This is a genomic window from Finegoldia magna ATCC 29328 (assembly GCF_000010185.1).
Classification (GTDB): Bacteria; Bacillota; Clostridia; order Tissierellales; family Peptoniphilaceae; genus Finegoldia; species Finegoldia magna_H.
This window is the reverse complement of record NC_010376.1, coordinates 740,032-763,946: the sequence shown is the minus strand read 5'-3', so window position 1 is coordinate 763,946 and position 23,915 is coordinate 740,032. Positions and strand designations below refer to the sequence as shown.

The window sequence follows — 23,915 nt, the reverse complement described above, 5'->3', positions numbered from 1 at the left end:
AATCCTACTTTTCAGAATCTAATTGCTTTAATTCATCTTCAATTAATGCATGTAATACTCTTAATTCATCTTCCGTAAATGTAAGACCCTTACTCATTCTTGTATGATCAGGATTCCATTCTCTAATATCATATTTTGCGTCGTAATCCGACCACTTAACAATATTTAATTCCTTATTCCAATTGTTAGCTTTTGTGGATAAAACTCCAATTCTTTCTACTATTTCAAATTTTAAATCAGCCATAATTACCTCCATTTTTATAAATATATTATAGCATTATTTTAAAATATGCAAATATATGTTTTTGTGTTAGAATATCATAGAGGTGAATTTCATGAAAAAACAAAAATTAGCTCAAATTGTAGCTATTATTCTAGTAGCGATGATGGTTGCTCCATTCATACTCAATGTAATAATGAACATGAGATAAAATGATAATTCAAAAAATTGAGTTCAACGATAAAAAAGATAAGTTTGTAATTGAGACTGATACAAAAGAAAGTTTTTTATTAAGTTATAATGACTTTGAAAAATTTAAAATTCATAACGAAATGATAATAGATGATGAATTGTATGCTCACCTATTGAACATATCAAAATTTGGAGAAGCTTTTGATATCAGCCTTAATTTTTTATCATATAAATTACGAACTGAAAAAGAAATAATTACAAAATTAAAATCCAAGAAATTTAGCACAGAAATTATTGATGACGTAATTACTAAATTAAAAAATCTAGATTTACTGGACGATTATAACTATGCAAAAATATTTATTAACGATAAAATTAATCTTACAAATTACAGTAAAAGACGAATAATCAACGATTTATATCAAAAAGGTATAGATAAGAAAATTTATGAAGATTATTTAGAAGAAGTTTTTGGGTACAATATGGAATTAGACAAAGCTACTCTAATAGTTGAAACTAAAATTAACATTTGGAAAGAAAAATATGAAGGCTACGAGCTAAAGAATAAAATTTTTACCTTCTTACTCCAAAAAGGTTTCAGTTATGATGTTGCAAAACAAATTAGTGGTATGTATTAATGTATTATTTATATATTTTAGAATGTGCGGATAAAAGTTTATACACAGGTATTACAAATGATTTTTCAAAAAGAATTAAAATGCATAATAATGGCAAAGCTAGTAAATATACAAGAGCAAGGCTTCCTGTAAACTATGTTTTTATGAAAAAAATCGATAATAAAAGTGATGCATTAAAATTAGAAATAAAAACAAAAAAACTAACTCGTGACGATAAGTTAAAACTAATTAATTCAAATGAAAATGAAATTAATGAGATATTAAAAAAAGCTTAAGTATGATATAAATCAACTTAAGCTTTTTATTTTATAAATTATTTTTTGCTAATTCTACTAATTTAGCAAATTCTTTTTCATCCCTAACAGCCATGTCTGCAAGAACTTTTCTGTTCAAATCAACACCTGCTACTTTTAAGCCATGCATAAACTTGCTGTAGCTTAAATCGTGCATTCTTGTAGCCGCGTTAATTCTAGCAATCCATAATTTTCTGAAATCTCTTTTTCTTCTTTTTCTTCCAACATATGAATAAGCTAATGATTTCATAACAGCTTGGTTAGCAGTTTTGAATAATGTATGTTTTGAGCCGTAATATCCTTTAGCTTGTTTTAATACTTTTTTATGTCTTTTTCTGTTATTTGTACCACGTTTAATTCTAGCCATTTATATTTCCCCCTCTAACTAAGGAATCATTTTATCGATTCTTTTCATATCTGCTTCGCTAACTGTTGTGCCTTTTCTTAAGTTTCTAATTCTCTTTGCAGATTTCTTACCTGTTAAGTGACTTGCATAAGCTTTAAATCTTCTTAACTTACCTGTACCAGTTCTTCTAAATCTTTTAGCAGAACCTCTATGTGTCTTCATTTTTGGCATATTATTTCCCCCTCTAATTATCTTTATCAGTCAAAGGACCCATAAACATTATCATCATTCTACCTTCCATAGAAGGTTTCTTTTCTATTTGTCCTACATCTTTTGTTAATTCATAAAATTTATCAAGAACTTCTTTACCCAAATCTTTATGACCAAGTTCTCTACCTCTAAATCTAACAGAAACTTTAACTCTGTTTTCATTACTTAAAAACTTTGATGCTTGGTTAGCTTTAACTTCTAAGTCGTGCTTTTCAATATTTGGTGAAAGTCTTATTTCTTTTACGTTTATTACTTTTTGATTTTTCTTTGCTTCTTTTTCCTTCTTTAATGCATCGTATTTATATTTTCCATAATCTAATATTTTGCATACAGGTGGCTTAGCATTTGGTGCTACATTAACCAAATCAAGATGTTTATCTTCAGCCATTTTTAAAGCTTCTTTTATAGGAATTACACCTATTTGTTCACCTTCGTCATCGATTAATCTAACTTTAGAAGATCTTATCTCCTCATTAATCATTAAGTCTTTTATATTATTCACCTCCAAAAAAATAATGGCGGGTAAAGATACCCGCCAAAAATTAATAATCAAATTAAATTTTAACCTTATGAATTCGAAATTATAAGGTGAGAGCGGATACCTCTACTTATCAACAACAAATATTGTATACCATGATGAGCACTTTGTCAACTATTTTTTCTTAGAATTTACAACATTAATTAAAATATATGGTAAATTAAAGTCTGAAGTATATGCTATATACTTATTTGACCAATCAGGCTTAAATTTATCTTTATAGTTTCTTAAGCCTTTAAAATTATATATCTTGTTTTGAGTATTGTAAACAATATTTAAAATCTTTTCTTTTTTCTTTGAATAAATCTTATCTCCAACTTTAGATAAAGGTGCCATACCTAGATAAAATTTTTCAAAATTATTATCTTGACCCCACAAAATCAACTTGATAAATATGAAATCCATCAAACCATCTTCATTTGATCTATCATATCTCATTAAATCTATTGATAATGTTTTGTTATCGTAAAAAGGTTGAAGATTTGCAAAAGCAAGTAACTCATTGCCTTTATATATACATGCAATTTTTGTTCTTTTTAGATAGTCTTCATCAAAAAATCCTAAACTAAAACCCATTTCATTTTTATTTCCAAGCCATTTATCTGAAACAACCTTCATTTGCGATAAAAGATTATCTGTTGCCTCTTCAACTTTAAACTCATAATTTCCTTTATCAAAATTATTGATAACATGTCTCCATGTTCTATTTTTCTTTCCAACTAAAGAAAATTCATTTAAGTTTAATGTTGCATCTTGACCAACTTTTACAAATCGAAATCCTTGATCGCAATATAATTCTAGATTTTCTCCATTTATTTCATAAAAACATACATTCATGTGATATTCGTTACAATAAATTATAAAATCATTAATAGCTTCAACAAAGTTTTCTTTCTTTCCAATTGGGTCTCCCAATACTATAACGCTGTTTTGCACTGGGCGATACATTATCATTACAGTATTTGTCTTGTCAAAATACACATTTTTATCATTCAGATAAACAAGATGACTAAACTCATTTCCTCCATATTCGCCTAAGAATTTACCGATTTTAGAGAAATCTTCATCTGTCAATTTACTAAATGTTATCTTTTTTGTTCTTGTATATTGAGCGAGATAAGACAATATCAATACAAATAAAACATATAATAATATGAATTTTTTATTCTCAACTAAATAATGTAAAGAATACTTTCTATGTGAACTCAAAAAGTTTACTTTGCGAACACTATTGCTAATGAATATGAAAAATACTGTGACAGCCGATAATTTTATTATTGTATTTGCAAAATACTTTGTTCTGAATTTTATTGCTTTTTCAGTGAATCCATCTTTCATTATATACATTACAATGCCCAATATTAATGTAATAATTGATTCTTCTATGTCTAGTCCTTTTAGTAAAGTTGAAAAAACTGAAATAATTAATACAGTTTCAGCTATATAAAAAGATTTTTTCACCGATTTTTTTATCCCTTGTGAAAGCAAAATTAATAATCCACCGGATGTTAGAGTTATAAATCTTGCCAAAACCAATACATCTTTCTTGACGAATCTCCTTAAAAATTTAATTCTTAATAAAATTGATGGGGTCGCAACGCTTAAACATAATATTATACCAACTATAAGTGTGAAAATTGATAAAATATTGAACGCAAATTGCTTTTTGTGTTGATCAGTATTGTAGTTATCATATATTCTTCGCAAAATCATAATTAATGAAATTATCCAAGGTATAACACTACTTACCATTCTATACATTAAAATAGCAATAATCGCAGCACGAGGTTCTATCAATTTGCTTAATAAATGAATTTGTAATAAATCTGATACTACCAGTCCATCTTGCATCAAACTAATTTGACCGAAAACATTTGAAACGCAATAAATCAGCACTAAATTTGAAAAATTTACGTCAGTAAATTGTTTTATCACAAATACAAAAAACATAATATTGCAAATTGTAACTATCAACTCATATAATGTCGATAAAATTTTTCTCTTAAAACCTATATCCTCAATGCTAATATACTCTAGAAAATATAGTGATTTGTTTTTAAAATAGATTACACATACAGCAATAACTATTACAAATAAATAGATTAGAAACAAAGTCCATTCAGGCTTAATGTAAAATATAGTAAATAAACTTATAAGTGATAATGATATAAAATTAGAAATACTCTTGTTTATTTTTTTATTTTGGTAGGTGTCTGCTTCTTTAAATACTGATTCCACCTCATTAATCCATATAAATTTTCTAAGTGATTCTAGAGCCCAGTAATTTTTTAAATTTTTAATGTTAAATTTCTCATCAACTACAAAATAAGAAATAGATGAAACAAAAAATACAAGTATTCCAAGTACTAGATTTTCAATTTTTTGTTCCATGCTCAAGAAAATTTTATATTTAAAGATATGACTTGGCAAAATAAAGTTATTTCTAACTATATACAACACTATAATAGTAAATATGATTGTGTAAAATGTCCTAATGTATTTTAGTTTTTTATCCATTAATCCCCCTTAATTTGCTGATTGTTCATCGTACATTTGTTTATAAAATCCGTCTTTTTCTAATAACTCGTCATGAGTTCCGCTTTCAATTATTTTACCATTTGATAATGCAAAAATCTTATCTACATTTCTAATTGTAGATAATCTGTGAGCAACTATCAATGTAGTTCTCGAATATTTTAACTTTTCTAGTGGTTGTTGAATAATTTGCTCTGTTTCTGTGTCAATATTTGATGTAGCTTCATCAAGAATTAATACTCTAGGATTTCTAATATAAGCTCTTGCAAAAGATATCAATTGTCTTTCCCCTTGCGAAAGATTTGAGCCTTTTTCTTTTATTTGCTCATTTAATCCTTTTTTTAATAAAGTATAGCATCCCAATTCTTCGAGAGCATTGATTACTTCTTCATCGCTATAATCTTTATCTAAGGTTATATTTTCTTTTAATGTTGTTTCAAAAAGAAATGGATCTTGTAATACAACAGCAAAGTCTTCTCTTAAAACATCTTCATTTAAATCATTGATATTTACGCCATCAACTAATATTTCGCCACTTTTCACATCGTAAAATTTTAATATTAAATTCAATATAGTAGATTTTCCACTACCTGTAGTTCCTACAAAAGCAGCGCTGGTTGATTTTGGAATTTTGAATGAAACATTTTTTAATACGTCGTTTTTATCGTAGGCAAAATACACGTTTTTAAATTCAATATTTCCTTCTAGTTTATCAATTACTCCATCTGATTTTTCAATTGTATCTAATTTCATTATATCAAATATATGACTTGCAGATGCATAAGCTTGTTCCATATCTCCAAATCTTGTAACAATTACGCTAACATTAGAAAATATCTTTGAAGTATAATCAATAATAATATACAATCCGCCAACCGTCACAGGATAGTTCTTCGTAATCTGGCCATATCCAAAATAGAATAAAATTATAACCGTTGATAATAAACCAATTATGTCAATCGCCCTGTATCCACCATAACTTCTTAATTTTGTAAGAGCCAAATTATTACTGAAAATTTCTTTGTTAATTTTGTCGAATTTATCCTTTATAGTTTTCTTAACATTTAATGCTTGAATTATTTCCATATTATTAATATTTTCATTAATATTAGCATTAATCTTACTTACCAAATGTCGAATCCTTTTGTTATGTTTTGCTGATTTGTACCTATAATCATAGAATATTAAGAATACTAAAGGAAATAAAATCAAAAGCATAAGAGAAACTTTAATATTTGTTACAACCATCATAATATATATAGCAATTATCATTATTGCTGCTGTTGCAATGTCAGCTAATATTAATTGAAACATAATTTTCAATCTCATAGTGTCATTAGTAATTCTTGAAACAATACTTCCAGCCGCAAGATTATCAAAGTATTCAATTGGCAGTTCATTAATATGTTTGTAAATATCATTTTGCACAAAATAAGTCACATTATTTGCTGCCAATTCAAAATAAATCATGCTTAAGTTGCTAAAAATTCCACAAGCAACATAAATCACCAAATAAATAGCCAAGTATTTTATTATTGTTAAAAAATTTCCTACTATATTATTCTTAGCCACAAACTCATTTAATACATATCCTATTACAATTGGTCCTAAAATTTCCATCGAAGTTCTTAGAAAAGAAAATACAAATCCGATCAACAATTCTTTGGATTGCTTCATGGAATACATTTTTAGTTTTTCTGATACAAATTTATTTCTTAATTTACTCTTCATATCTTTCCCTCACTAATTGGATATTATATTGAGTATAATACCATTGTTTGTTTTCCATAAGTTCAGAATGTGTACCCATTTCACTTATATGACCATCTTTTAATACTATTATTAAATCAAAATCATCAATTTGATTTAATCTATGAGTTGATAAGATGACTGTTTTTTTTAACTTTTTTAATTCCCTAAGAATATTTTTCTCAGTTTGCGTATCCAACGCACTTAAGCAGTCGTCCAAAACAACCAAATTAGAATCTTTTAATAAAGCTCTAGCTATGGAAATTCTTTGCTTTTGACCACCGGATAATGAAAGTCCATTTTCACCACACAATGTGTCGAAACCATCGGGAAAATTCACAATATCTTTATAAATATCAGCACTTTTAGATGCATTAACAACTTCTTCGTCTGAAGCATCTATCTTCGAAAGTTTTATATTGTTTTTAATTGTATCTGAAAAAATCATACTCTTTTGAGAAACATAAGCGATATTATCCCTTGCAGATTTTAGATTTATTAAATTAGTGTTTTTCCCATTGATTTTAAACTCATCTTGTCTAGGGTACAAGAATAAAAATTGCTTAAGAATAGTAGATTTCCCTGATCCTGTTTTCCCTACAATAGCCACTCTCATATTCTTTTTTATTTCAAATGAAATATCCTTAAGTGCATTTTCCTCAGAGTATGGATATTTAAAACTATAATTTTCAAATTTTACGCTTTCTATTTCACTAACTTTTTTATAATCTTCATTTAAATCCAAGTCATCCTTATAGTCTAGTATATTATCGATTCTATCCATTGACGCATCAGCTTGTTGATATACATTTATGAAATTACCTAACGCATACATTGGCCATATTAGCATGTTTAAATAATAAGTAAAAGAAACCAATTGTCCAACTGAAATTACGTTTTTACTTATCAAATAGCTTCCGTAGCCAATTGCTATAACAAAAGTTATTGCTGGAATTATTCTTTGAAACGGAGCCATCATTGCTCTATATTTGACAACATCCATATTTTTTTGAACTAACATTTTTGATCGATTTTTAAACGAAAAATATCTGGCATCTTTTATTCCAAAAACCCTTATAATTCTTATTCCTTCAACATCTTCCAGTACGCTATTGTTTAACTTATCAAATGTAGATTGTACTATCGAATATTTTTCATGAATTTTCCTACCAATTTTTAAACACAAAAACGCTAATATGGGAAGTGGTATTATAGAAACAAGTGTTAGACGGACGTCAACAACGACCATCATTATAATTATAATAAATAAAGGAAACACAGTAGAATCAAAGAAAGTAAGCGTTCCGAATCCCATCAAATCACTTAAACTATTAACATCTCCTGTAGCCCTATTCATTAATTCTCCAGTTTTAAAAGTTTGAAAGTATTTCATAGATTCGTTTAAATACTTATCCATTAATCTATTTCTTGTTACATAGTCTATTTCATTTGATGCTCTGAAAGTATAATAGCACCAACCCATCGCAAAAAAATATTTTATTCCTATTATTAAAACATCTATTAAAAGTATAATTAAAAAAGGCTTTAATTTTATAGAATCGTTCAATACTCTATCTGTTAACTTACCAGTAATATACGGAGGAATTAATCCTACTAGGTCGCTTAATAAAAGAAATGTAACGGCAAGAATTAATTTGTTTTTATAATATTTTAGAAACCAATAAAATTTCTTGTACATTTTGTCTCCTTCTATTAAAAATTTGCTCTGAAAAACTCAGAGCAAATTTTTTATTTGAAAATAAATTTTTAAATATTATTTTCTATTTTGATATTCATCTACTAATTCATTAATAAATTCATCAGTGTTTTTAGATCCTACATCGCCAATATCTCTTTTTCTTACTGATACTTCATTATTATCAATTTCATTTTGTCCAATTATTAATGAATAATTTACTTTCTTCAATTGAGATTCTCTAATTTTAAGTCCGATTTTTTCACTTCTATCATCGACTTTTACTCTCAATCCACGGGCTTTCATTTTTTGTTGTAATTCATAAGCATAATCATTAAATTTATCACTAATAGGAAGTATTTCTACTTGAACTGGTGACAACCATAGTGGGAATTTTCCTGCATAATGTTCAATCAATATTCCCATAAATCTTTCTTCACTACCTAAAATAGCTCTATGAATCATTGCTGGTCGTTTTTTAGATCCGTCACTTGCAATGTATGTCATATCAAATCTTTCTGGCATTTGGAAATCTAATTGAATAGTTCCACATTGCCAAGTTCTACCAATTGCATCTTCCAAATGGAAATCTATTTTAGGTCCGTAGAAAGCACCGTCTCCTTCATTAATCTTGTATGGGAGACCTTTATGTTCTAATGCATTCTTAAGAGAACTTATTGCCAAGTCCCAATCTTCGTCTGAGCCCATTGAATCTTCAGGACGTGTTGATAATTCAACTTCATATTTAAAACCAAATTTAGAATAAATGTAATCACAGAAATCAATTGTCTTACTAACTTCTTCTTCTATTTGTTCAGGTAAGCAGAATACGTGAGCATCATCTTGCACGAAAGTTCTTACTCTAAATAGACCGTGTAATGCACCTGATAACTCATGACGGTGAACTTGACCTAATTCTGCTACTTTAATTGGAAGCTCTCTATAGCTGTGCAATTCATCTTTATAAACTAAAATTGATCCTGGGCAGTTCATTGGTTTGATTGCATAATCTTCACCATCTATTTTAGTAAAATACATATTTTCTTTGTAATGGTCCCAGTGTCCTGATTGATGCCATAAATGTTCATTTAATATTAAAGGAGTTTTAATTTGGCCATATCCTCTTTCTAAAAGTTGTTCTTTTAGGAATTTTTCTAATTCGTTTAAAACAACCATCCCATTTGGATGGAAGAATGGAAAACCTGGTCCTTCTTCTTGAATTGAGAATAATCCCATTTCTTTACCAATTTTTCTATGGTCTCTTTTCTTAGCTTCTTCCATTCTATCCAAATATTCATCTAATAGTTTTTTCTTAGGGAATGAAATACCGTAAATTCTTTGAAGCATCTTATTATTTTCGTCGCCTCTCCAGTATGCACCTGCGATTGATAATAATTTAAATGCTTTAATATTTTTTACATCCAATAAATGAGGTCCTCTACATAAATCCACAAAGTCTCCCATTTCATATAAAGTAATTGTAGCATCCTCATCAAAATTTTCTATTAAATCTACTTTATAGTCTTGTCCTTCATTTTTGAATCTTTCCAATGCTTCTTTTCTAGAAATTTCAACTCTTACTAGTTTAGGATTTTCTTTAACTATTTTTTTCATTTCAGCTTCGATTTTTTCTAAATCTTCTGGTACAAATTTATGATCTGTATCTAAATCATAATAGAATCCAGAATCAATTGAAGGACCAATTGCAAATTTTGTACCCGGATACAATCTTTGAATAGCATAGGCCATTAAGTGTGATGAAGTATGCCAGAAAACTTGTTTTCCTTCATCATCATCAAATTTTACGAATTGAACTTCACAATCAGAATCAATAGTTTCCATTAATCCCATTATTTTACCATCTACAACTGCTCCAACGCAGTCTCTTGCTAATCCTTCAGATATTGATTTGCAAACATCTAATAAACTTATTTCTCCATCAAATTCTTTTGCGGATCCATCTTTTAATTTTACTTCAAACATAAATACCTCCTAATAAAAAAGAGACCCTCATCCCCTGATAGGGACAAGTGTCTCGTGGTTCCACCCTAATTTTTTCTCATTTAAATAATCGGCTCCAAATTAGTATTCAGCATACTGATCTCTTAAATAGAATTTCAGCCTAAGTTCTACTCTCTCTGAAAGTTCTTATATGCCTACTGGGATTTTTCATAGCCTTTATTTTAACTTTTCTATAATTTCGTTAAGTTCTAATAATTCTTGATTACCATTTTCCATGTTTCGTAAAGTGAATTTATTTTGCTCAACTTCATCCTGTCCTATTATTATAACATATTTTACAGATAATTTGTCAGCATAATTAAATTTCTTTTTTAATTTATCATCTTCAAGATAACTCATGCATTTTACAGAAGAGTTTCTCAAATCATTCATAAGTTTTACTGCGTTTTTTTCGTAACCTTTCATAGGGATTATAATGCAATCAAAATTAGTTTGTTTTCCTTTTACTAAATTTAATTCTTGAAGTTGATAAAATAATCGAGTCAATCCAATACTCATGCCCACTCCCGGCAACTTACTCTTAGTAAAATTATTAGCTAAACTATCATATCTTCCGCCAGAACATATAGATCCTATCTCACGGTAATCTTTAAAAAATGTTTCAAATACAGAACCCGTATAGTAATCAAGTCCTCTTGTTATAGATAAATTTATTTTAATATTTTCTGGATTTACACCCAATGATAAAATATCTTGATACACAAATTTTAATTCATTAACTCCACATGTAAATAACTCGTTATCGATATTTAATGATTCAAGTTTTTCAATTATTTCTTGGTTAGTTCCATCGATTTCTAAAAATTTTAATAAAGTATCAATTTTTGATGCATCCAAATTTATTTTAGATAGTTCTTCTTTTACATTATCTATTCCGATTTTATCTAGCTTGTCGATTACTCGCAAACATGATTCAAAATCATCGATGCCTAGGTATGAAAAATATCCATTTAATATTTTTCTATTATTAAATTGAAATTCAAACTCTGGAACATCAATAGATTTTAAAGCTTCATACATGCATTTTACTATTTCTGCATCATTATATAAGCTTAATTTTTCATTTCCAATTATGTCTATATCACATTGATAAAATTCTTTGTAGCGACCCTTTTGATTTCTCTCTCCCCTGTAAACTTTTGCTATTTGATATCTTCTGAATGGGAACGCTAAATCTTGCATGTACATTGAAACATATTTTGCAAGTGGCACAGTTAAGTCAAATCTTAATCCTTGATTTTTTTTGCTATTGTCAATTCTGAAAACTTGCTTACTAGTTTCTCCTCCACCTTTAGATAGTAAAACGTCAAGTTTTTCTATAGCTGGTGTATCAATAGAGAAAAATGCATTTTTAATAAAAACATCTTCTATTTTTCTTTTAATTGTATCAAATACCAATTGGTCTTCAGGAAGAAGTTCCATCATTCCAGGTAATGTAGATGGTTGAATCATAATTAACCTCCTATTAATTAAAGATTATAGATCCACGATCTATAAAATCATCATCTTTTGGATAATAATATTTTATCTTTTCTTTATTTAAAATATCAATAAGTTTTTCTTTATATTTGTACTTTTCAAGATTACCATAAAATACAAGCCCCAAATCAGAACTATATCCACAAGTTCCACCAATAAATCCTGTATCATAACCTTCTAGTTTTATTTCACCAGAATCTATCAAAAAAGCCTCAATATGTTCCTTCTGAACACTATTAAATATAGATTTATCACTTGTAATCACAAAATGATTAGTAACTATAGTTGAACATTTGGAATATCCCTGATTTACCATTATTATTTTCTCGTCTTTAAGAAGTTTCAAGATAACAGGATCAATAGATTTTTTATTACATATCAAATGATTCTTAATCGAAAAGTTATTCAACAAGCAATCTTTTGGATATTTATCTGATATATCAAATTCTGTTACGTATAATGTTATATAATTTGGAAGATATGCCCTGTAATGATTATATGACTCTTGGGAACAAACAAATGTATTATCGTTTATTTTTCTAATTTGCATATCGACATGGTCACATACTTTTTTATCCAATTTATTGCTATTAAAACTGTAAATAATATCGTAACTACTCTCTTGCAAAAACTTTATTAATCCATCCTTAGATTTAAAACTAACTATTGCAAATTTCTTACGAAATTCTTCAAATATATCATTTCTTATTTCCAATCTATTTTGATTGTCCAAATGTTCTTTAATAATTTCATCAAAAATAAATCCTTTAAACTTAAATTTAATTATATCAAATAAATTTGAAACTGCATAATCCATTAAAAATCTAAAAACCTTAAAAAGTATTGAGTTATTAATCTTATCAAAATAAATCTCATTAATAATTAATTCATTATCTTCAAAATCTAGCACTATATATCCTATCAATTTATCCTCTTCGTAAATCACGAAATGATTTTTTTCTAGTATTTGTTTTTTCATAGATTTAAGTATAGTAGATCTATTCTTAGCTATATTTGAATCAAATTTATTTTGACATAAGATATTGTTTCTAAGTTTATATACAAAATCAGATAACTCTTCGATGTGTTCATCTTTCAATAAATCAATAAAAATCATAATAACTCCTTAGCATATAAAAAAAAGGAAAGTCTATAATAAACTTTCCTTTGGAGGCGACACCCAGATTTGAACTGGGGGTGAAGGTGTTGCAGACCTCTGCCTTACCACTTGGCTATGTCGCCATATGGAGCGGAAGACGAGACTCGAACTCGCGACCCTCGCCTTGGCAAGGCGATGCTCTACCACTGAGCCACTTCCGCACACATTTTGGTGCCCAGAGCCGGAATCGAACCAGCGACACAAGGATTTTCAGTCCTTTGCTCTACCGACTGAGCTATCTGGGCTTAATGTATCAAACATTACTTAATAAGTATAAACTATTAAATTTGTTTTGTCAAATTTTTTTACAACAATTTAAACCTAACTTTACAAATTACTTATACCTTTGCAATACTCTGTCATTCAACCCATACCACAATGCATCTTCTATTGAATTATTTAAAACATTTTTCAAAGTTTTAACAATTTTTTTGTACAAATTTTCTAATTGCCACATATTCAAAAATTTTTCTTCAGAAATCACAATACTGTCGTTAATAGATTTCATAACCAATTGTTTATCCATTTTGCTATTAATGCTAAATATTTTGTCTTTTAAAATATTTTCGCAATAATTATCTATTATTGAATCCTGTACTCTAAAAGCATTTGATTTGTTTTTAATAGAGCAAATCATTTTGCTTTTTAAAAATTTAGCACTTCTACTTTCAGTATTGTGAAGAAGAATATCTGATTTTTTTATTGTTGATGCCGGAATATGCCTTAATACATAAAACTCTAGTTCGTCGCTTATATATTTATTATTGAAACCTTCAGTGTATGCTTGAAGATAATAAGTAAACTCAATTTTATTAATATCTTCTGAGATTAAGTCAAAAACGGCTTTAATAATATTATCTTTATCATTTCTATAGGAAAGATGGTTATTTAAAACATTGTTTATCTTATTAATAGCATTATATTTAACATAACACGGTTGTATTTTGTTTTCTTGTTGAACAATATCAAGCATTAAGTATAAAGCTAATAAATCGTCTTCAAAAAGAAATTTTTTTTCAAGCTTTTTCTTTAAATTGTTCATGTTGTAAGCTTTATACATAACTGTACTCCTAATTATATTTAAAAAACAAAGGACTTTTGATAGTATCTTTCTGTAGAGAATATTTCAATGGTTTCAAAAATAAAACAGAAGATAGAATAATTCAAACCATACGCAAAGTCCAAATCCCTAGTTTTACCTTCTGACATGCTATATTCATCGACTATATCTTCAATATAATTTTTAACCAATGTTTTTAACATCACGCATTCATCGTTATCTATGTTTATTCGACTAGTTTTTATTGCTTTTTTGTTAAATACATGATTTTGAGATATCTTATTCAAAACTCTTTCGTAATTCATGTGATCTTTTAGATGCTGATTACATCTCCATCTTTTTGCGTGTGGAAGGCACACATAATCACTTAGATAATGACTTATTACTCCAAGTTTTGTACTTAAAATCTTATTTTGCAATGAGTTTAATCTTGTTAAATCTGTAAATTGAAAAAGATAAATTATAGTGATAATTTCTTTAACAATATAATTTATACTTTCTTCTTTATAATGGCGTATTAGCTTATATTTTGGTAAAATATCTGGACTAACAGCTCCCCATTCTAACTTTTTTATATTTAAATTGATTCCATAGGAATCCTTAATGTCTTGATTTATTTCTCTAACAATTCTCTTATGAGTTTCCGGAAAAATATTAATCACTACCTTTCGTCATTGGACATATTATTATTTTAGAGTAATTTAAGTTAAAAGTCAATTCTTAACTTTTGCACATAAACACAAGAAAATCGCTAATTCTCAATGATTTCTCGTCTATAACTTCATTTATCAGATTAACAAATTCACTAGAATATTTTTCAGTTAAAAAAGAATAATCTATGTTAAGAGAATGTATTTCAAATTTTTTCATTTCGCAAAAAACGTTATAAATTAAGTTTTTGAAAATATTTTTGTTGTAATCTTTTAAATTTTCTGGCAAATTTGCCAATATAACATAATCCGATATTAAATTGAAAGCAGGAATAATTTTGCATTCACCTTTTTCTATCCCACTTATTTTTGTAAGAGGCTCCAAAATTCTTTCTCCAGCTTTTTCAACTAATTTTTTTGAATTCTCTTCTAGAAGTGAGTTTTCTATAAAATATAAAATTGCATCACTTTGTAGCTCAAAAATATTGCCTTTAACAAATCTTATATCCATAAAATCTACCCCTTTTTATTTACTATATTACCAATATCAATTATAATACAACATAAGAAAAAAGTATATGAAAGGATTAGAAAATTATGAATATTGCTATAGTATGTGAATACAATCCGTTTCATTTTGGTCATTTACATCAAATAAAAAAAATCAAGAAAGTTTTTCCAAAAGCTAACATAATTACAATTATGAGCGGTAATGTAGTACAACGTGGAGAGTTTTCTGTTTTAGACAAACTTTATAAAACTAAAATTGCTTTGGAATATGGAATAGACTGTGTGATTGAAATTCCTTCTGTATTCTCATTACAATCAGCACAAAATTTTGGATATTATGCTATTAAAATCATTGATGCTATTGGATGCGACTACGTATCCTTTGGAATTGAATCAGAAATCGAAGATCTTATTTCTTTTAAAAATTTTCTTCTAGAAAACAATGATAACATTGAGCAATTTATTTGTGATAATAAAAATCTTTCATATAACAAAAGTATAATGGAATTTTCAAAACAAAACTATATGGATTATTCCGATGAAATATTCAGATCAAACAATATTCTTGCATTGGAGTATATAAAATCATTAGATAAAATAAACTCTAATTGTAAAATACTTCCAATTAAAAGGATTAACAGCGATTATAATTCAAATTCTATTGAAAATATATCTTATAGCGCATCTTCTATTAGAAGTAATATAGAATTATTAGATCAATACGAAAGCAAAATTCCAACTTTAACGTATGAATTTCTAAAAAACAGTTATATTGAAGTTAATAAAAAGCTATTGGATATATTATCATATAAGTTGCTAATAGAAAAATATAAATTAGATAATATTACAGGATATGAGAAAGGTTTAGAAAATCTTTTAACAAAAGGCCTCGACAAAAATTATCATGCCTTATTTAAAAATATTAAAAATAGAAAGTATTCGCAAAATCGTCTTAAGAGATTGATTTTAAATTATATTTTAGAAGTTGATAAAAAATTTGTCGATGATATCTTGAAAAAAGACATCGAGGCAATCCGTTTATTAGGATTTAATAAAAAATTCGATTTATCTATGATTAATAAAAATTGTAAAATTTGTTCATTGATCAGAGATTTTTCAAAATTATCAGAGGATTACCAAAAGTTATTTGAATTTGATATAAAAGTCAGTAGACTAATTTACTCGACAAGAAAAGTTAATGATTTTTATGATTTTCCAGTAATAAAAAAATAGAGAATATTCGGGTAACCCCAAAATATTCTCTATTTTTTTATTGTCCTTGTTGTTTTGTCAAAATTCTTGGACCATCCTTAGTGATTGCTAGTGTATGCTCATATTGACATGATTTTTTACCATCAATAGTTCTTGCTGTCCATCCATTTTTATCAATTTTCAACTTATGAGTTCCCATATTTATCATTGGTTCGATAGTTAATACCATTCCCTCTTGTAATCTAAGACCTCTGTGTTCTTTTCCGTAATGAAGAACCATTGGATCTTCATGCATGCCTCTACCAATTCCATGTCCTGTAAATTCACGTACTACTGAATAACCATTTGCTTCAGCAATAGATTGAATTCTTGCTCCGATATCACCTAATCTATTGCCAATAACGGCTAATTTAATTCCTTCGTACATGCACTCTCTTGTAACTTCCATTAGCTTTTTAGTTTCTTCATCAACTTCACCAACGGCATAGCTCCAACATGAATCGCTCATCCAGCCATTCAATTCAACCACTGTATCTACTTTTAGCAAATCTCCAGATTTTAAAACATAATCAGATGGATATCCATGACATATTTCGTCATTGACACAGCAGCATGTAGCATATGGGAACCCTTCATAACCAATTTGAGCAGGAATTGCTCCTTTGCTCCTAATAAATTTTTCGCAAAAATCATTGACTTGCATTGTAGTTAATCCCGGTTTAACATATTCTCTTAACGCTTCGTGCATACCCGAAATTACATTTCCAGAAATGTCCATTTTTTCTATTTCGTCTTTATTTTTTATAATAATCATTTACTCACCTGTTCAAAAAAGTTCTTAGGTAATGTAATTTTTACCTTTTTAATCCTTTTATCTTCTACAAAAATTATATTGTACAAAACTCCATCAATATCAATTTTCCTTTTAAACCCATCTTCAGGTATATATCCTAATCGATTTATTAGCATACCGCCTAATGTATCGTAATCGTCAGAGAGTTCATCAATTTCAAGTCCTATATTAGAATTAATTTCCTTTATAGAAGTACTTCCTTTCACGATATAATTGAATTTATCTACTTGAACAATATCTGGTGCCTCATGATCATATTCATCCTCAATATTTCCAACTATCTCTTCAATCAAATCTTCCATTGATACAATTCCTGAAAATCCACCATACTCATCAATTAGTATTGCCATATGAATTCTCTTCTTTTTCATATCTGAAAATAAATCATTGATATTTTTAGTTTCAGATATGAAATACGCAGGTTTCAAAATTTTTCTTAAATCTACATTATTAAATCCAAGTTTGTAAGCTTCGCTCATATAGTCTTTAATATAAATAATGCCTAGAATATTGTCAATATCACCTTCATAAATTGGAATTCTTGAAAATTTAAGTTCCATTAATTTATCCAAGTAATCTTCGATACAATCTTCAAGATCGATAGCAAAAACTTCTGTCCTTGCTGTCATAATTTCTTCAGCAGTTTTTTCATTAAAGTTTATAACAGCATCAATCATGTCTTTTTCATTTGAATTTATAATACCTTGTTCTTTTCCCACTTCTACCATTGACTTTATTTCTTCAACAGTTATCTTGCTTTCAACATTCAAGGTTTTAATTCCAATTATACTTAATATAAGCTTTGTTGCCCTTGAAAGTAAGAAAACAAATGGTTTCAAGATAAAATAAACAAATTTTACAGCACTGATTGAAAATAGTGCAAAAGAATCCGCAACACTTAAAGCAATCCTTTTCGGAATCAATTGTCCAAACAAAATATACAAAAATGACAAAACTAAAAGTACTATACAAACCGATAACCAATAAGTCAAGGAGCTATTTAGTCCTAAAAATACTAATTTTTTACTCAAACTCCCACTTAAACTAGAGGAACATATTGCAGCAGCAACAAATCCAATGTAAGTTAAAATAACCTGAATAGTAGATAAAAATTTTGTGTGTTTTTCAAATTGTTCTAAAACTAATTTTGCTTTATCATTACCATCTTCACTCATAGCTCTAAGCTTATTTTTGTCACAAGATACTATAGCTATTTCACTTGCTGAAAAAAAAGCATTAATTATTATGAGTACCAATAAAATTACCAATTCTATAAAAAGATTGGGCCCGACTTCGTCCATTTAATCCTCCTAAAATTATACATACTAATATTATACAATAATTTAGAATTAAAATAAAACAAAATTAAACGGAATGTATCTGTAAAGTACAGATTTCATTCCGTTTAAAAAATTTTTTATTATTTAGAATAAATTTAATATTATTCCACCATGTTGAGCAATTAATGGTGCAAATACTAATGAAACTACTGTCATCAATTTAATTAGGATATTTAATGATGGGCCTGATGTGTCTTTGAATGGGTCCCCTACAGTATCTCCTACAACAGCTGCTTTATGAGCATCTGATCCTTTTCCACCATGTTGACCTGATTCAATATACTTCTTAGCATTATCCCATGCTCCACCACTGTTTGACATAAATATCGCCATTAAAACGCCTGTTACAAGTGAACCTGCTAAAAGTCCTCCTAGAGCTTCTGCACCTAATAAAAATCCCATTATTACAGGACATATTACAGCTAATAATCCAGGTACTATCATTTGTCTTAATGCAGCTCCAGTAGAAATATCAACACATTTTTTGTAATCTGGTTGTTGAGTTCCTTCCATTATTCCAGGGAACTCTTTAAATTGTCTTCTAACTTCTACAATCATATCATTTGCAGCAGTTCCTACAGCATCCATAGTTAACGCTGAGAATAAGAATGGTAACATACCACCAATGAACATACCAGCTACTACTTCAGGGCTTGTTACATTGATTTGTTTTAATCCTACAACTGCAGTGTATGATGCAAATAGTGCCAAAGCTGTTAATGCAGCACTACCAATTGCAAATCCTTTACCAATGGCTGCAGTTGTATTACCAACTGAGTCTAATTTATCTGTAATATTTCTAACATCTTCTGGTAATTCACACATTTCTGCAATACCACCAGCGTTATCGGCTATTGGACCGTAAGCATCTACAGCAATTGTCATACCACAAGTTGACAACATACCAATAGCTGCTACTGCAATACCGTATAAACCTTCTGTAGGATTAGTTGCACCATTTGATGCAAAGAATGAAACAATTATACCAATAGCTATAACAATAATAGGGCCAGTTGTTGATTTCATACCTGTAGCTAATCCTGAAATAATGTTAGTAGATGAACCTGTTTCAGATTCTTCAGCTATTTTTTGAACTGGTTTTTTGTCTTCAGATGTGTAATATTCTGTAAATTGAGAAATTATCAATCCAACTAAAATACCTGCTAAAACAGAGAAGAACGCATTATTGTTACCAAGAATAGTTCTTGATAAGAAGAATGATCCTGCGATTGCTAAAATAGAACTAATAATAGTACCAGTATTTAAAGATTTTTGAGGATCTTTTCCTCCCCTTACTGTAAATACACCTATAATAGAAGCAATGACTCCTATAGCTGCTATTGCAATTGCAAAAGACACACCTGCTTCTTTGTAAGCTAATAAACCTAATGTAATCCCTGATAAAATACTACCAGCGTAAGATTCAAACAAGTCAGCTCCCATACCTGCAACGTCCCCTACGTTATCACCAACGTTATCTGCGATTACTGCAGGGTTTCTAGGGTCATCTTCAGGAATACCTGCTTCTACTTTACCAACCAAGTCTGCACCAACATCGGCAGCTTTAGTGTAAATACCGCCACCAACTCTGGCAAACAACGCTATAGAAGAAGCACCAAAACTAAATCCAGTAACTATTTCTGCGTCTTGGAAAATAATATAAGAAAGAGTTATACCTAAAATTCCTAATCCAACAACGCACATTCCCATTACTGCTCCACCTGAAAATGCAACGTTTAATGCTCCGTTCATTCCTTCTTCTTTTGCTGAGTTAGCTGTCCTAACGTTTGCCTTTGTAGCAGCTTGCATTCCAATATATCCAGCAAGTACACTAAATATTGCACCAGCTAAGAAGCAAATTGCTGTCTTATAATCAATTGCAACACCTAAAATTACGCATACTACAACAACAAAAATAATAAGTGCTTTGTATTGACGAGAAAGATAAGCCATAGCTCCATCATGAATAAATCCAGATATCTCCTTCATTCTTTCATTACCAGCACCTTTTTTACTTATGCTACTAAACTTTATTGCAGCAAATAATAAAGCGATAATACCTGCTGCAATAGCTAAATAGTAATACATATTGTCCATGATTTACTCCTTTCAACTATTAAATTATTTTATATATGCTAACGCCAAAGCTGAAACTAAGAATATAACTGATGATACAACTACGACTCTGTTGATATAATTATCCTTAGTTAATCTTCCACCGTGTCCTCCGACATTAGTTTCGCCTGTTAACGCTGCCATCCCTTCTGATTTAGTTTCTTGACTCATTACCGCAAATATAATTACGATACTAGCAAGAACTAAAATTACTGAAAAAACAGTCTTCATTTATCCACCTCATTTCAATTAAGTTGATATATAAAATATAACATACACATTCGATATTATCAAGATATTTCATATACCATTAATGCACAAAAATATTATACCACAAATTTCTTACAATTTAATTGATAATCAATATTGATTTCTGTGAAATCATGTGCTATAATTTTTATGATATCAATTATCAATACTTATTATAGAGGTGGTTATGTTACAAGACATATTATTAGAACATTGTTATCCCACACTTAGTAATCTCAAATTTGCAAATATGATAAACGTCGATTATACAGAAAACATATTTGAAGACATATTAAAATTAAATGAAAAATTATCTGAATATAATTTTAGTTTAATTATTTTAAAGCAAACTGAAAAAAAGTTATTGCTGTACTTAATAAATTACAATTTAATAGAAAACTATAATGATAAGAGGCTAAAAAAAGCTTTAGAAAGTTATGGTTATCCTGTGGATAATTTTAATAGCAGCATAAATTTTTTAAAGAAAAGATTGCTTGAAAATGAATTCCCTCATGAAATCGGATTTTTCTTAGGGTATCCATATGAAGATGTGCTTGGATTTATAAATTACAATGGAAAAAATGAATGTATATCTGGAAAATGGAAAGTATATTCTGATGTTGAGAGAGCAAAAAATATTTTTAAAAAATATGACTACGCTAAGCAAATAACAAAAAGACTATCATTACAAGGAAATAACTTGTTTGATATAATAAATTATTTTAAGGAGTAAATTATGAATTTATTAATTTTGTACTGGTCACAAACTGGTAACACTGAAAAAATGGCTCAAATAATTAAAGATGAGTGTGAGTCAAAGGGTTCTAAAGTTGAAATGGTTTTTAGTGATGATTATCAAAACTGCAATATCGATAATTTCGATGTAATTGCTTTCGGATGCCCTGCTATGGGAGACGAAGAGTTAGAGGATACATCATTTGAACCAATGTTTTCAGATTTAGAAAATAAATTAAATGATAAAAAAATCGCCTTATTCGGATCATACGAATGGAACAACGGCGAATGGATGGGATTTTGGAAAGAAAGATGTGATAAAAACAATTTAAATGTTATTGACACTGTAATTTGTTACGATGCACCAGATGAAAACTCTACTAATGACATCAAAACGTTCGCAGATAATTTATTAAAATAATACTTAAAAAAGCTTGGTAGTATAACTACCAAGCTTTTTATTAGCCTTTTAATTCGTTTCTATTTTCTTGTAATTCATCCAATAAATTGTGTAATTTATCTTGTGTTGTTTCTAACATTTCATCGATATATTGAATAGATTGACTCTTCAATAGTCTAGCATTGTTTTCGGCTTGAGAAGTAATTTCTTCCGCGTTTTTTTGAGCTGCAATAGTAACATCGTGTTCATTTACCATTGTTTCAAATCTGTTACGAGCTTCTTGGTCAATTTTTTCAGCTTCTTTATAAGCTTGAGTTCTAATATTTTCAGACTCTCTGTTAGCTTCATCAATAATTCTATTCTTTTCAGCATTAGTCCATTGAGCTTGTTTGATTTCTTCTGGTAGATTTTCTCTCATGTCTTTTAAAACTGATAAAAGTTCTTCTCTTTCTACCATAACCTTTTTAGAAAATGGAACTGTTGATGCTTCATCAAGTATGTCTTCCATTTCTTCTATTAATTTAATAATATCCATGTAACCCTCCCGCATTGAGCTAATTATTCTTATAATTATTATAATAAAAATATCAAATTAATTCAAGATAAAGCGTTTATTTATCGTTAAATCTTTGCTTTATATCCTCAACGATATTTTCTGGAACAAGTTCTGAGATATCAGCGCCATATGAAGCTATCTCCCTTACTATAGAAGACGAAAGAAATGCATACTTTCCATCTGCAACTAGAAATAATGTTTCTAATTCATCATTTAACTTTTTATTAGCCAATGACATTTGCATTTCTGACTCAAAATCACTTACAGCACGTAGTCCCCTTATAATTGTACTACATCCTATTTGTTTTGCAAAATCTACAGTCAATCCTTCAAATTGATGGATCTTTACATTAGATAAATGTTTACAAGCTTTTTCAATCATTTCAACTCTCTGTTCTAGCGTAAATGTACTTTTCTTTTGAATATTTTTTACAACAGCTACATTTACTTCTTCAAAAATCTTTGCGCTTCTTTCAATGATATCCATGTGCCCATTTGTTATCGGATCAAAACTACCTGGATATAAAACTTTTGTTTTATTCATTATCTTTCCTCAAAAAATAAATATTTTTCTTTTTTCCATATTGTTTTTGCTTTTCCAAATTCAAAGAACCAAAATATTCATCTGGCAACTCTTTTTCTGATTCTAATATCACAAGACAATCATCATTCAAAATATCATTATCTAAGAGCATTTGAATTGATTCTTTGTAATAATTTAGTCTTTCGTATGGAGGATCTATAAAAACATAGTCGAATTTTATTCCTTGCCTCTTGATATTCAATATATTTTTCTTAAAATCTCCCTTAAATACTTTTGTAAATTCTTGTGATTTCGTATGTTCAATATTTTCATTGATGCATCTTATATTATCACTAGAAGCTTCACTAAATACTACCAAATCACAACCTCTACTTAAGAATTCTATCCCAACTGCTCCACTTCCAGCAAATAAATCCAATGCTTTAGAATTTGGTTTTACCTGAAATATCACGCTAAATATAGCTTCTTTTATTTTGCCTTCAGTTGGTCTTGTAAATCTATCTAAATCAGTATTTAAGTTCATACCTCTCATTTTTCCTGAAATAACTTTCATT

25 protein-coding genes, 3 tRNA genes and 1 other annotated feature are annotated in these 23,915 nt (G+C 28.5%); of the genes, 5 read left to right on the top strand and 23 right to left on the bottom strand.

Annotated elements, in window-relative coordinates; all coding sequences use genetic code 11:
- Window positions 1-4: 4 nt before the first annotated feature.
- Window positions 5-244 (bottom strand): YdbC family protein, encoded by a 240-nt coding sequence (locus tag FMG_RS03805; protein ID WP_002838212.1) that lies wholly within the window; start codon window positions 242-244, stop codon window positions 5-7.
- A 188-nt stretch (window positions 245-432) separates the two neighbouring features.
- Here FMG_RS03805 and FMG_RS03800 point away from each other — a divergent pair, with 188 nt between their 5' ends.
- The gene (locus FMG_RS03800) at window positions 433-1,050 is read left to right on the top strand and encodes a regulatory protein RecX (protein WP_012290572.1); all 618 of its coding nucleotides are present in this window, start codon (window positions 433-435) and stop codon (window positions 1,048-1,050) included.
- Window positions 1,050-1,325 carry a GIY-YIG nuclease family protein gene (locus FMG_RS03795; RefSeq protein ID WP_002839054.1) on the top strand — a complete coding sequence of 92 codons (276 nt, stop codon included), beginning with the start codon at window positions 1,050-1,052 and terminating at the stop codon, window positions 1,323-1,325. Before FMG_RS03800 ends, FMG_RS03795 begins: the two co-directional genes overlap by 1 nt.
- 31 nt (window positions 1,326-1,356) lie before the next feature.
- Here FMG_RS03795 and rplT read toward each other — a convergent pair whose 3' ends face one another.
- The 15 genes from rplT to FMG_RS03720 all read right to left on the bottom strand — a co-directional run bounded on the left by rplT (window position 1,357) and on the right by FMG_RS03720 (window position 15,358).
- A complete protein-coding gene (rplT, locus tag FMG_RS03790) occupies window positions 1,357-1,710 on the bottom strand; it encodes a 50S ribosomal protein L20 (protein ID WP_002838114.1) in 354 nt (117 codons plus the stop codon).
- A gap of 18 nt (window positions 1,711-1,728) precedes the next feature.
- Window positions 1,729-1,920 carry a 50S ribosomal protein L35 gene (gene rpmI, locus FMG_RS03785; RefSeq protein WP_002838103.1) on the bottom strand — a complete coding sequence of 64 codons (192 nt, stop codon included), beginning with the start codon at window positions 1,918-1,920 and terminating at the stop codon, window positions 1,729-1,731.
- A 13-nt stretch (window positions 1,921-1,933) separates the two neighbouring features.
- Window positions 1,934-2,440, bottom strand: a complete 507-nt coding sequence (gene infC, locus FMG_RS03780) for a translation initiation factor IF-3 (RefSeq protein WP_002838237.1) — start codon at window positions 2,438-2,440, stop codon at window positions 1,934-1,936.
- Window positions 2,441-2,463: 23 nt separating this feature from the next.
- Window positions 2,464-2,575, bottom strand: a sequence feature (ribosomal protein L20 leader region).
- 36 nt (window positions 2,576-2,611) lie between these two features.
- The gene (locus FMG_RS03775) at window positions 2,612-5,014 is read right to left on the bottom strand and encodes a phosphatidylglycerol lysyltransferase domain-containing protein (RefSeq protein WP_012290571.1); all 2,403 of its coding nucleotides are present in this window, start codon (window positions 5,012-5,014) and stop codon (window positions 2,612-2,614) included.
- A 9-nt stretch (window positions 5,015-5,023) separates the two neighbouring features.
- Window positions 5,024-6,763, bottom strand: a complete 1,740-nt coding sequence (locus tag FMG_RS03770; RefSeq protein ID WP_012290570.1) for an ABC transporter ATP-binding protein — start codon at window positions 6,761-6,763, stop codon at window positions 5,024-5,026.
- Window positions 6,753-8,480 carry an ABC transporter ATP-binding protein gene (locus FMG_RS03765; RefSeq protein WP_012290569.1) on the bottom strand — a complete coding sequence of 576 codons (1,728 nt, stop codon included), beginning with the start codon at window positions 8,478-8,480 and terminating at the stop codon, window positions 6,753-6,755. Before FMG_RS03765 ends, FMG_RS03770 begins: the two co-directional genes overlap by 11 nt.
- A 75-nt stretch (window positions 8,481-8,555) precedes the next feature.
- Window positions 8,556-10,460: a threonine--tRNA ligase gene (thrS, locus tag FMG_RS03760; RefSeq protein ID WP_012290568.1), complete on the bottom strand. Its 1,905-nt coding sequence runs from the start codon at window positions 10,458-10,460 to the stop codon at window positions 8,556-8,558.
- 195 nt (window positions 10,461-10,655) lie between these two features.
- Window positions 10,656-11,951 (bottom strand): histidine--tRNA ligase, encoded by a 1,296-nt coding sequence (gene hisS, locus FMG_RS03755; RefSeq protein ID WP_012290567.1) that lies wholly within the window; start codon window positions 11,949-11,951, stop codon window positions 10,656-10,658.
- A gap of 13 nt (window positions 11,952-11,964) precedes the next feature.
- Window positions 11,965-13,095, bottom strand: a complete 1,131-nt coding sequence (locus FMG_RS03750; protein ID WP_012290566.1) for a DUF6873 family GME fold protein — start codon at window positions 13,093-13,095, stop codon at window positions 11,965-11,967.
- Window positions 13,096-13,146: 51 nt separating this feature from the next.
- Window positions 13,147-13,220: transfer RNA gene (locus FMG_RS03745), tRNA-Cys, on the bottom strand.
- Between the two features lie 3 nt (window positions 13,221-13,223).
- Window positions 13,224-13,298, bottom strand: a tRNA-Gly gene (locus FMG_RS03740).
- Window positions 13,299-13,306: 8 nt separating this feature from the next.
- Window positions 13,307-13,382 (bottom strand) — tRNA-Phe (locus tag FMG_RS03735).
- An 89-nt stretch (window positions 13,383-13,471) separates the two neighbouring features.
- Window positions 13,472-14,197 carry a hypothetical protein gene (locus FMG_RS03730; protein WP_002838325.1) on the bottom strand — a complete coding sequence of 242 codons (726 nt, stop codon included), beginning with the start codon at window positions 14,195-14,197 and terminating at the stop codon, window positions 13,472-13,474.
- A 20-nt stretch (window positions 14,198-14,217) separates the two neighbouring features.
- Window positions 14,218-14,859: a zinc dependent phospholipase C family protein gene (locus FMG_RS03725; protein ID WP_002839352.1), complete on the bottom strand. Its 642-nt coding sequence runs from the start codon at window positions 14,857-14,859 to the stop codon at window positions 14,218-14,220.
- 58 nt (window positions 14,860-14,917) lie between these two features.
- Window positions 14,918-15,358, bottom strand: coding sequence for a hypothetical protein (locus tag FMG_RS03720; RefSeq protein ID WP_002838155.1), 441 nt, complete (start codon window positions 15,356-15,358; stop codon window positions 14,918-14,920).
- An 86-nt stretch (window positions 15,359-15,444) separates the two neighbouring features.
- On the opposite strand from FMG_RS03720, the gene FMG_RS03715 reads away from it, so the two are divergent.
- The gene (locus tag FMG_RS03715; RefSeq protein WP_012290565.1) at window positions 15,445-16,590 is read left to right on the top strand and encodes a tRNA(Met) cytidine acetate ligase; all 1,146 of its coding nucleotides are present in this window, start codon (window positions 15,445-15,447) and stop codon (window positions 16,588-16,590) included.
- Window positions 16,591-16,627: 37 nt separating this feature from the next.
- On the opposite strand, the gene map is transcribed toward FMG_RS03715, so the two are convergent.
- From map to secG, 4 genes are all read right to left on the bottom strand, one after another.
- The gene (map, locus tag FMG_RS03710) at window positions 16,628-17,383 is read right to left on the bottom strand and encodes a type I methionyl aminopeptidase (RefSeq protein ID WP_002838358.1); all 756 of its coding nucleotides are present in this window, start codon (window positions 17,381-17,383) and stop codon (window positions 16,628-16,630) included.
- Window positions 17,380-18,723 carry a hemolysin family protein gene (locus FMG_RS03705; protein WP_002838458.1) on the bottom strand — a complete coding sequence of 448 codons (1,344 nt, stop codon included), beginning with the start codon at window positions 18,721-18,723 and terminating at the stop codon, window positions 17,380-17,382. Before FMG_RS03705 ends, map begins: the two co-directional genes overlap by 4 nt.
- Before the next feature lie 123 nt (window positions 18,724-18,846).
- Window positions 18,847-20,859: a sodium-translocating pyrophosphatase gene (locus tag FMG_RS03700; protein ID WP_012290564.1), complete on the bottom strand. Its 2,013-nt coding sequence runs from the start codon at window positions 20,857-20,859 to the stop codon at window positions 18,847-18,849.
- Window positions 20,860-20,883: 24 nt separating this feature from the next.
- A complete protein-coding gene (gene secG / locus FMG_RS03695; RefSeq protein WP_002838357.1) occupies window positions 20,884-21,108 on the bottom strand; it encodes a preprotein translocase subunit SecG in 225 nt (74 codons plus the stop codon).
- A 205-nt stretch (window positions 21,109-21,313) separates the two neighbouring features.
- On the opposite strand from secG, the gene FMG_RS03690 reads away from it, so the two are divergent.
- Both FMG_RS03690 and FMG_RS03685 read left to right on the top strand, forming a co-directional pair.
- Complete coding sequence (locus tag FMG_RS03690; protein WP_002841693.1) at window positions 21,314-21,859, top strand: DUF3793 family protein; 546 nt, start codon at window positions 21,314-21,316, stop codon at window positions 21,857-21,859.
- 3 nt (window positions 21,860-21,862) lie between these two features.
- Window positions 21,863-22,282, top strand: coding sequence for a flavodoxin (locus FMG_RS03685; RefSeq protein ID WP_012290563.1), 420 nt, complete (start codon window positions 21,863-21,865; stop codon window positions 22,280-22,282).
- 40 nt (window positions 22,283-22,322) lie between these two features.
- On the opposite strand, the gene FMG_RS03680 is transcribed toward FMG_RS03685, so the two are convergent.
- The 3 genes from FMG_RS03680 to rsmD all read right to left on the bottom strand — a co-directional run bounded on the left by FMG_RS03680 (window position 22,323) and on the right by rsmD (window position 23,914).
- Window positions 22,323-22,796, bottom strand: a complete 474-nt coding sequence (locus FMG_RS03680) for a hypothetical protein (protein WP_002838280.1) — start codon at window positions 22,794-22,796, stop codon at window positions 22,323-22,325.
- 76 nt (window positions 22,797-22,872) lie between these two features.
- Complete coding sequence (coaD, locus tag FMG_RS03675; RefSeq protein WP_002841696.1) at window positions 22,873-23,361, bottom strand: pantetheine-phosphate adenylyltransferase; 489 nt, start codon at window positions 23,359-23,361, stop codon at window positions 22,873-22,875.
- Window positions 23,354-23,914 carry a 16S rRNA (guanine(966)-N(2))-methyltransferase RsmD gene (rsmD, locus tag FMG_RS03670; RefSeq protein WP_012290562.1) on the bottom strand — a complete coding sequence of 187 codons (561 nt, stop codon included), beginning with the start codon at window positions 23,912-23,914 and terminating at the stop codon, window positions 23,354-23,356. The genes coaD and rsmD overlap by 8 nt, the downstream gene beginning before the upstream one ends.
- Window position 23,915: the final 1 nt, after the last annotated feature.

Bases quoted from the DNA above. Each gene is read 5' to 3' on its own strand.
- FMG_RS03805 (WP_002838212.1), bottom strand. From the start codon at position 244: ATGGCTGATTTAAAATTTGAAATAGTAGAAAGAATTGGAGTTTTATCC.
- FMG_RS03800 (WP_012290572.1), top strand. From the start codon at position 433: ATGATAATTCAAAAAATTGAGTTCAACGATAAAAAAGATAAGTTTGTA.
- FMG_RS03795 (WP_002839054.1), top strand. From the start codon at position 1,050: ATGTATTATTTATATATTTTAGAATGTGCGGATAAAAGTTTATACACA.
- rplT (WP_002838114.1), bottom strand. From the start codon at position 1,710: ATGGCTAGAATTAAACGTGGTACAAATAACAGAAAAAGACATAAAAAA.
- rpmI (WP_002838103.1), bottom strand. From the start codon at position 1,920: ATGCCAAAAATGAAGACACATAGAGGTTCTGCTAAAAGATTTAGAAGA.
- infC (WP_002838237.1), bottom strand. From the start codon at position 2,440: ATGATTAATGAGGAGATAAGATCTTCTAAAGTTAGATTAATCGATGAC.
- FMG_RS03775 (WP_012290571.1), bottom strand. From the start codon at position 5,014: ATGGATAAAAAACTAAAATACATTAGGACATTTTACACAATCATATTT.
- FMG_RS03770 (WP_012290570.1), bottom strand. From the start codon at position 6,763: ATGAAGAGTAAATTAAGAAATAAATTTGTATCAGAAAAACTAAAAATG.
- FMG_RS03765 (WP_012290569.1), bottom strand. From the start codon at position 8,480: ATGTACAAGAAATTTTATTGGTTTCTAAAATATTATAAAAACAAATTA.
- thrS (WP_012290568.1), bottom strand. From the start codon at position 10,460: ATGTTTGAAGTAAAATTAAAAGATGGATCCGCAAAAGAATTTGATGGA.
- hisS (WP_012290567.1), bottom strand. From the start codon at position 11,951: ATGATTCAACCATCTACATTACCTGGAATGATGGAACTTCTTCCTGAA.
- FMG_RS03750 (WP_012290566.1), bottom strand. From the start codon at position 13,095: ATGATTTTTATTGATTTATTGAAAGATGAACACATCGAAGAGTTATCT.
- FMG_RS03730 (WP_002838325.1), bottom strand. From the start codon at position 14,197: ATGTATAAAGCTTACAACATGAACAATTTAAAGAAAAAGCTTGAAAAA.
- FMG_RS03720 (WP_002838155.1), bottom strand. From the start codon at position 15,358: ATGGATATAAGATTTGTTAAAGGCAATATTTTTGAGCTACAAAGTGAT.
- FMG_RS03715 (WP_012290565.1), top strand. From the start codon at position 15,445: ATGAATATTGCTATAGTATGTGAATACAATCCGTTTCATTTTGGTCAT.
- map (WP_002838358.1), bottom strand. From the start codon at position 17,383: ATGATTATTATAAAAAATAAAGACGAAATAGAAAAAATGGACATTTCT.
- FMG_RS03705 (WP_002838458.1), bottom strand. From the start codon at position 18,723: ATGGACGAAGTCGGGCCCAATCTTTTTATAGAATTGGTAATTTTATTG.
- FMG_RS03700 (WP_012290564.1), bottom strand. From the start codon at position 20,859: ATGGACAATATGTATTACTATTTAGCTATTGCAGCAGGTATTATCGCT.
- secG (WP_002838357.1), bottom strand. From the start codon at position 21,108: ATGAAGACTGTTTTTTCAGTAATTTTAGTTCTTGCTAGTATCGTAATT.
- FMG_RS03690 (WP_002841693.1), top strand. From the start codon at position 21,314: ATGTTACAAGACATATTATTAGAACATTGTTATCCCACACTTAGTAAT.
- FMG_RS03685 (WP_012290563.1), top strand. From the start codon at position 21,863: ATGAATTTATTAATTTTGTACTGGTCACAAACTGGTAACACTGAAAAA.
- FMG_RS03680 (WP_002838280.1), bottom strand. From the start codon at position 22,796: ATGGATATTATTAAATTAATAGAAGAAATGGAAGACATACTTGATGAA.
- coaD (WP_002841696.1), bottom strand. From the start codon at position 23,361: ATGAATAAAACAAAAGTTTTATATCCAGGTAGTTTTGATCCGATAACA.
- rsmD (WP_012290562.1), bottom strand. From the start codon at position 23,914: ATGAAAGTTATTTCAGGAAAAATGAGAGGTATGAACTTAAATACTGAT.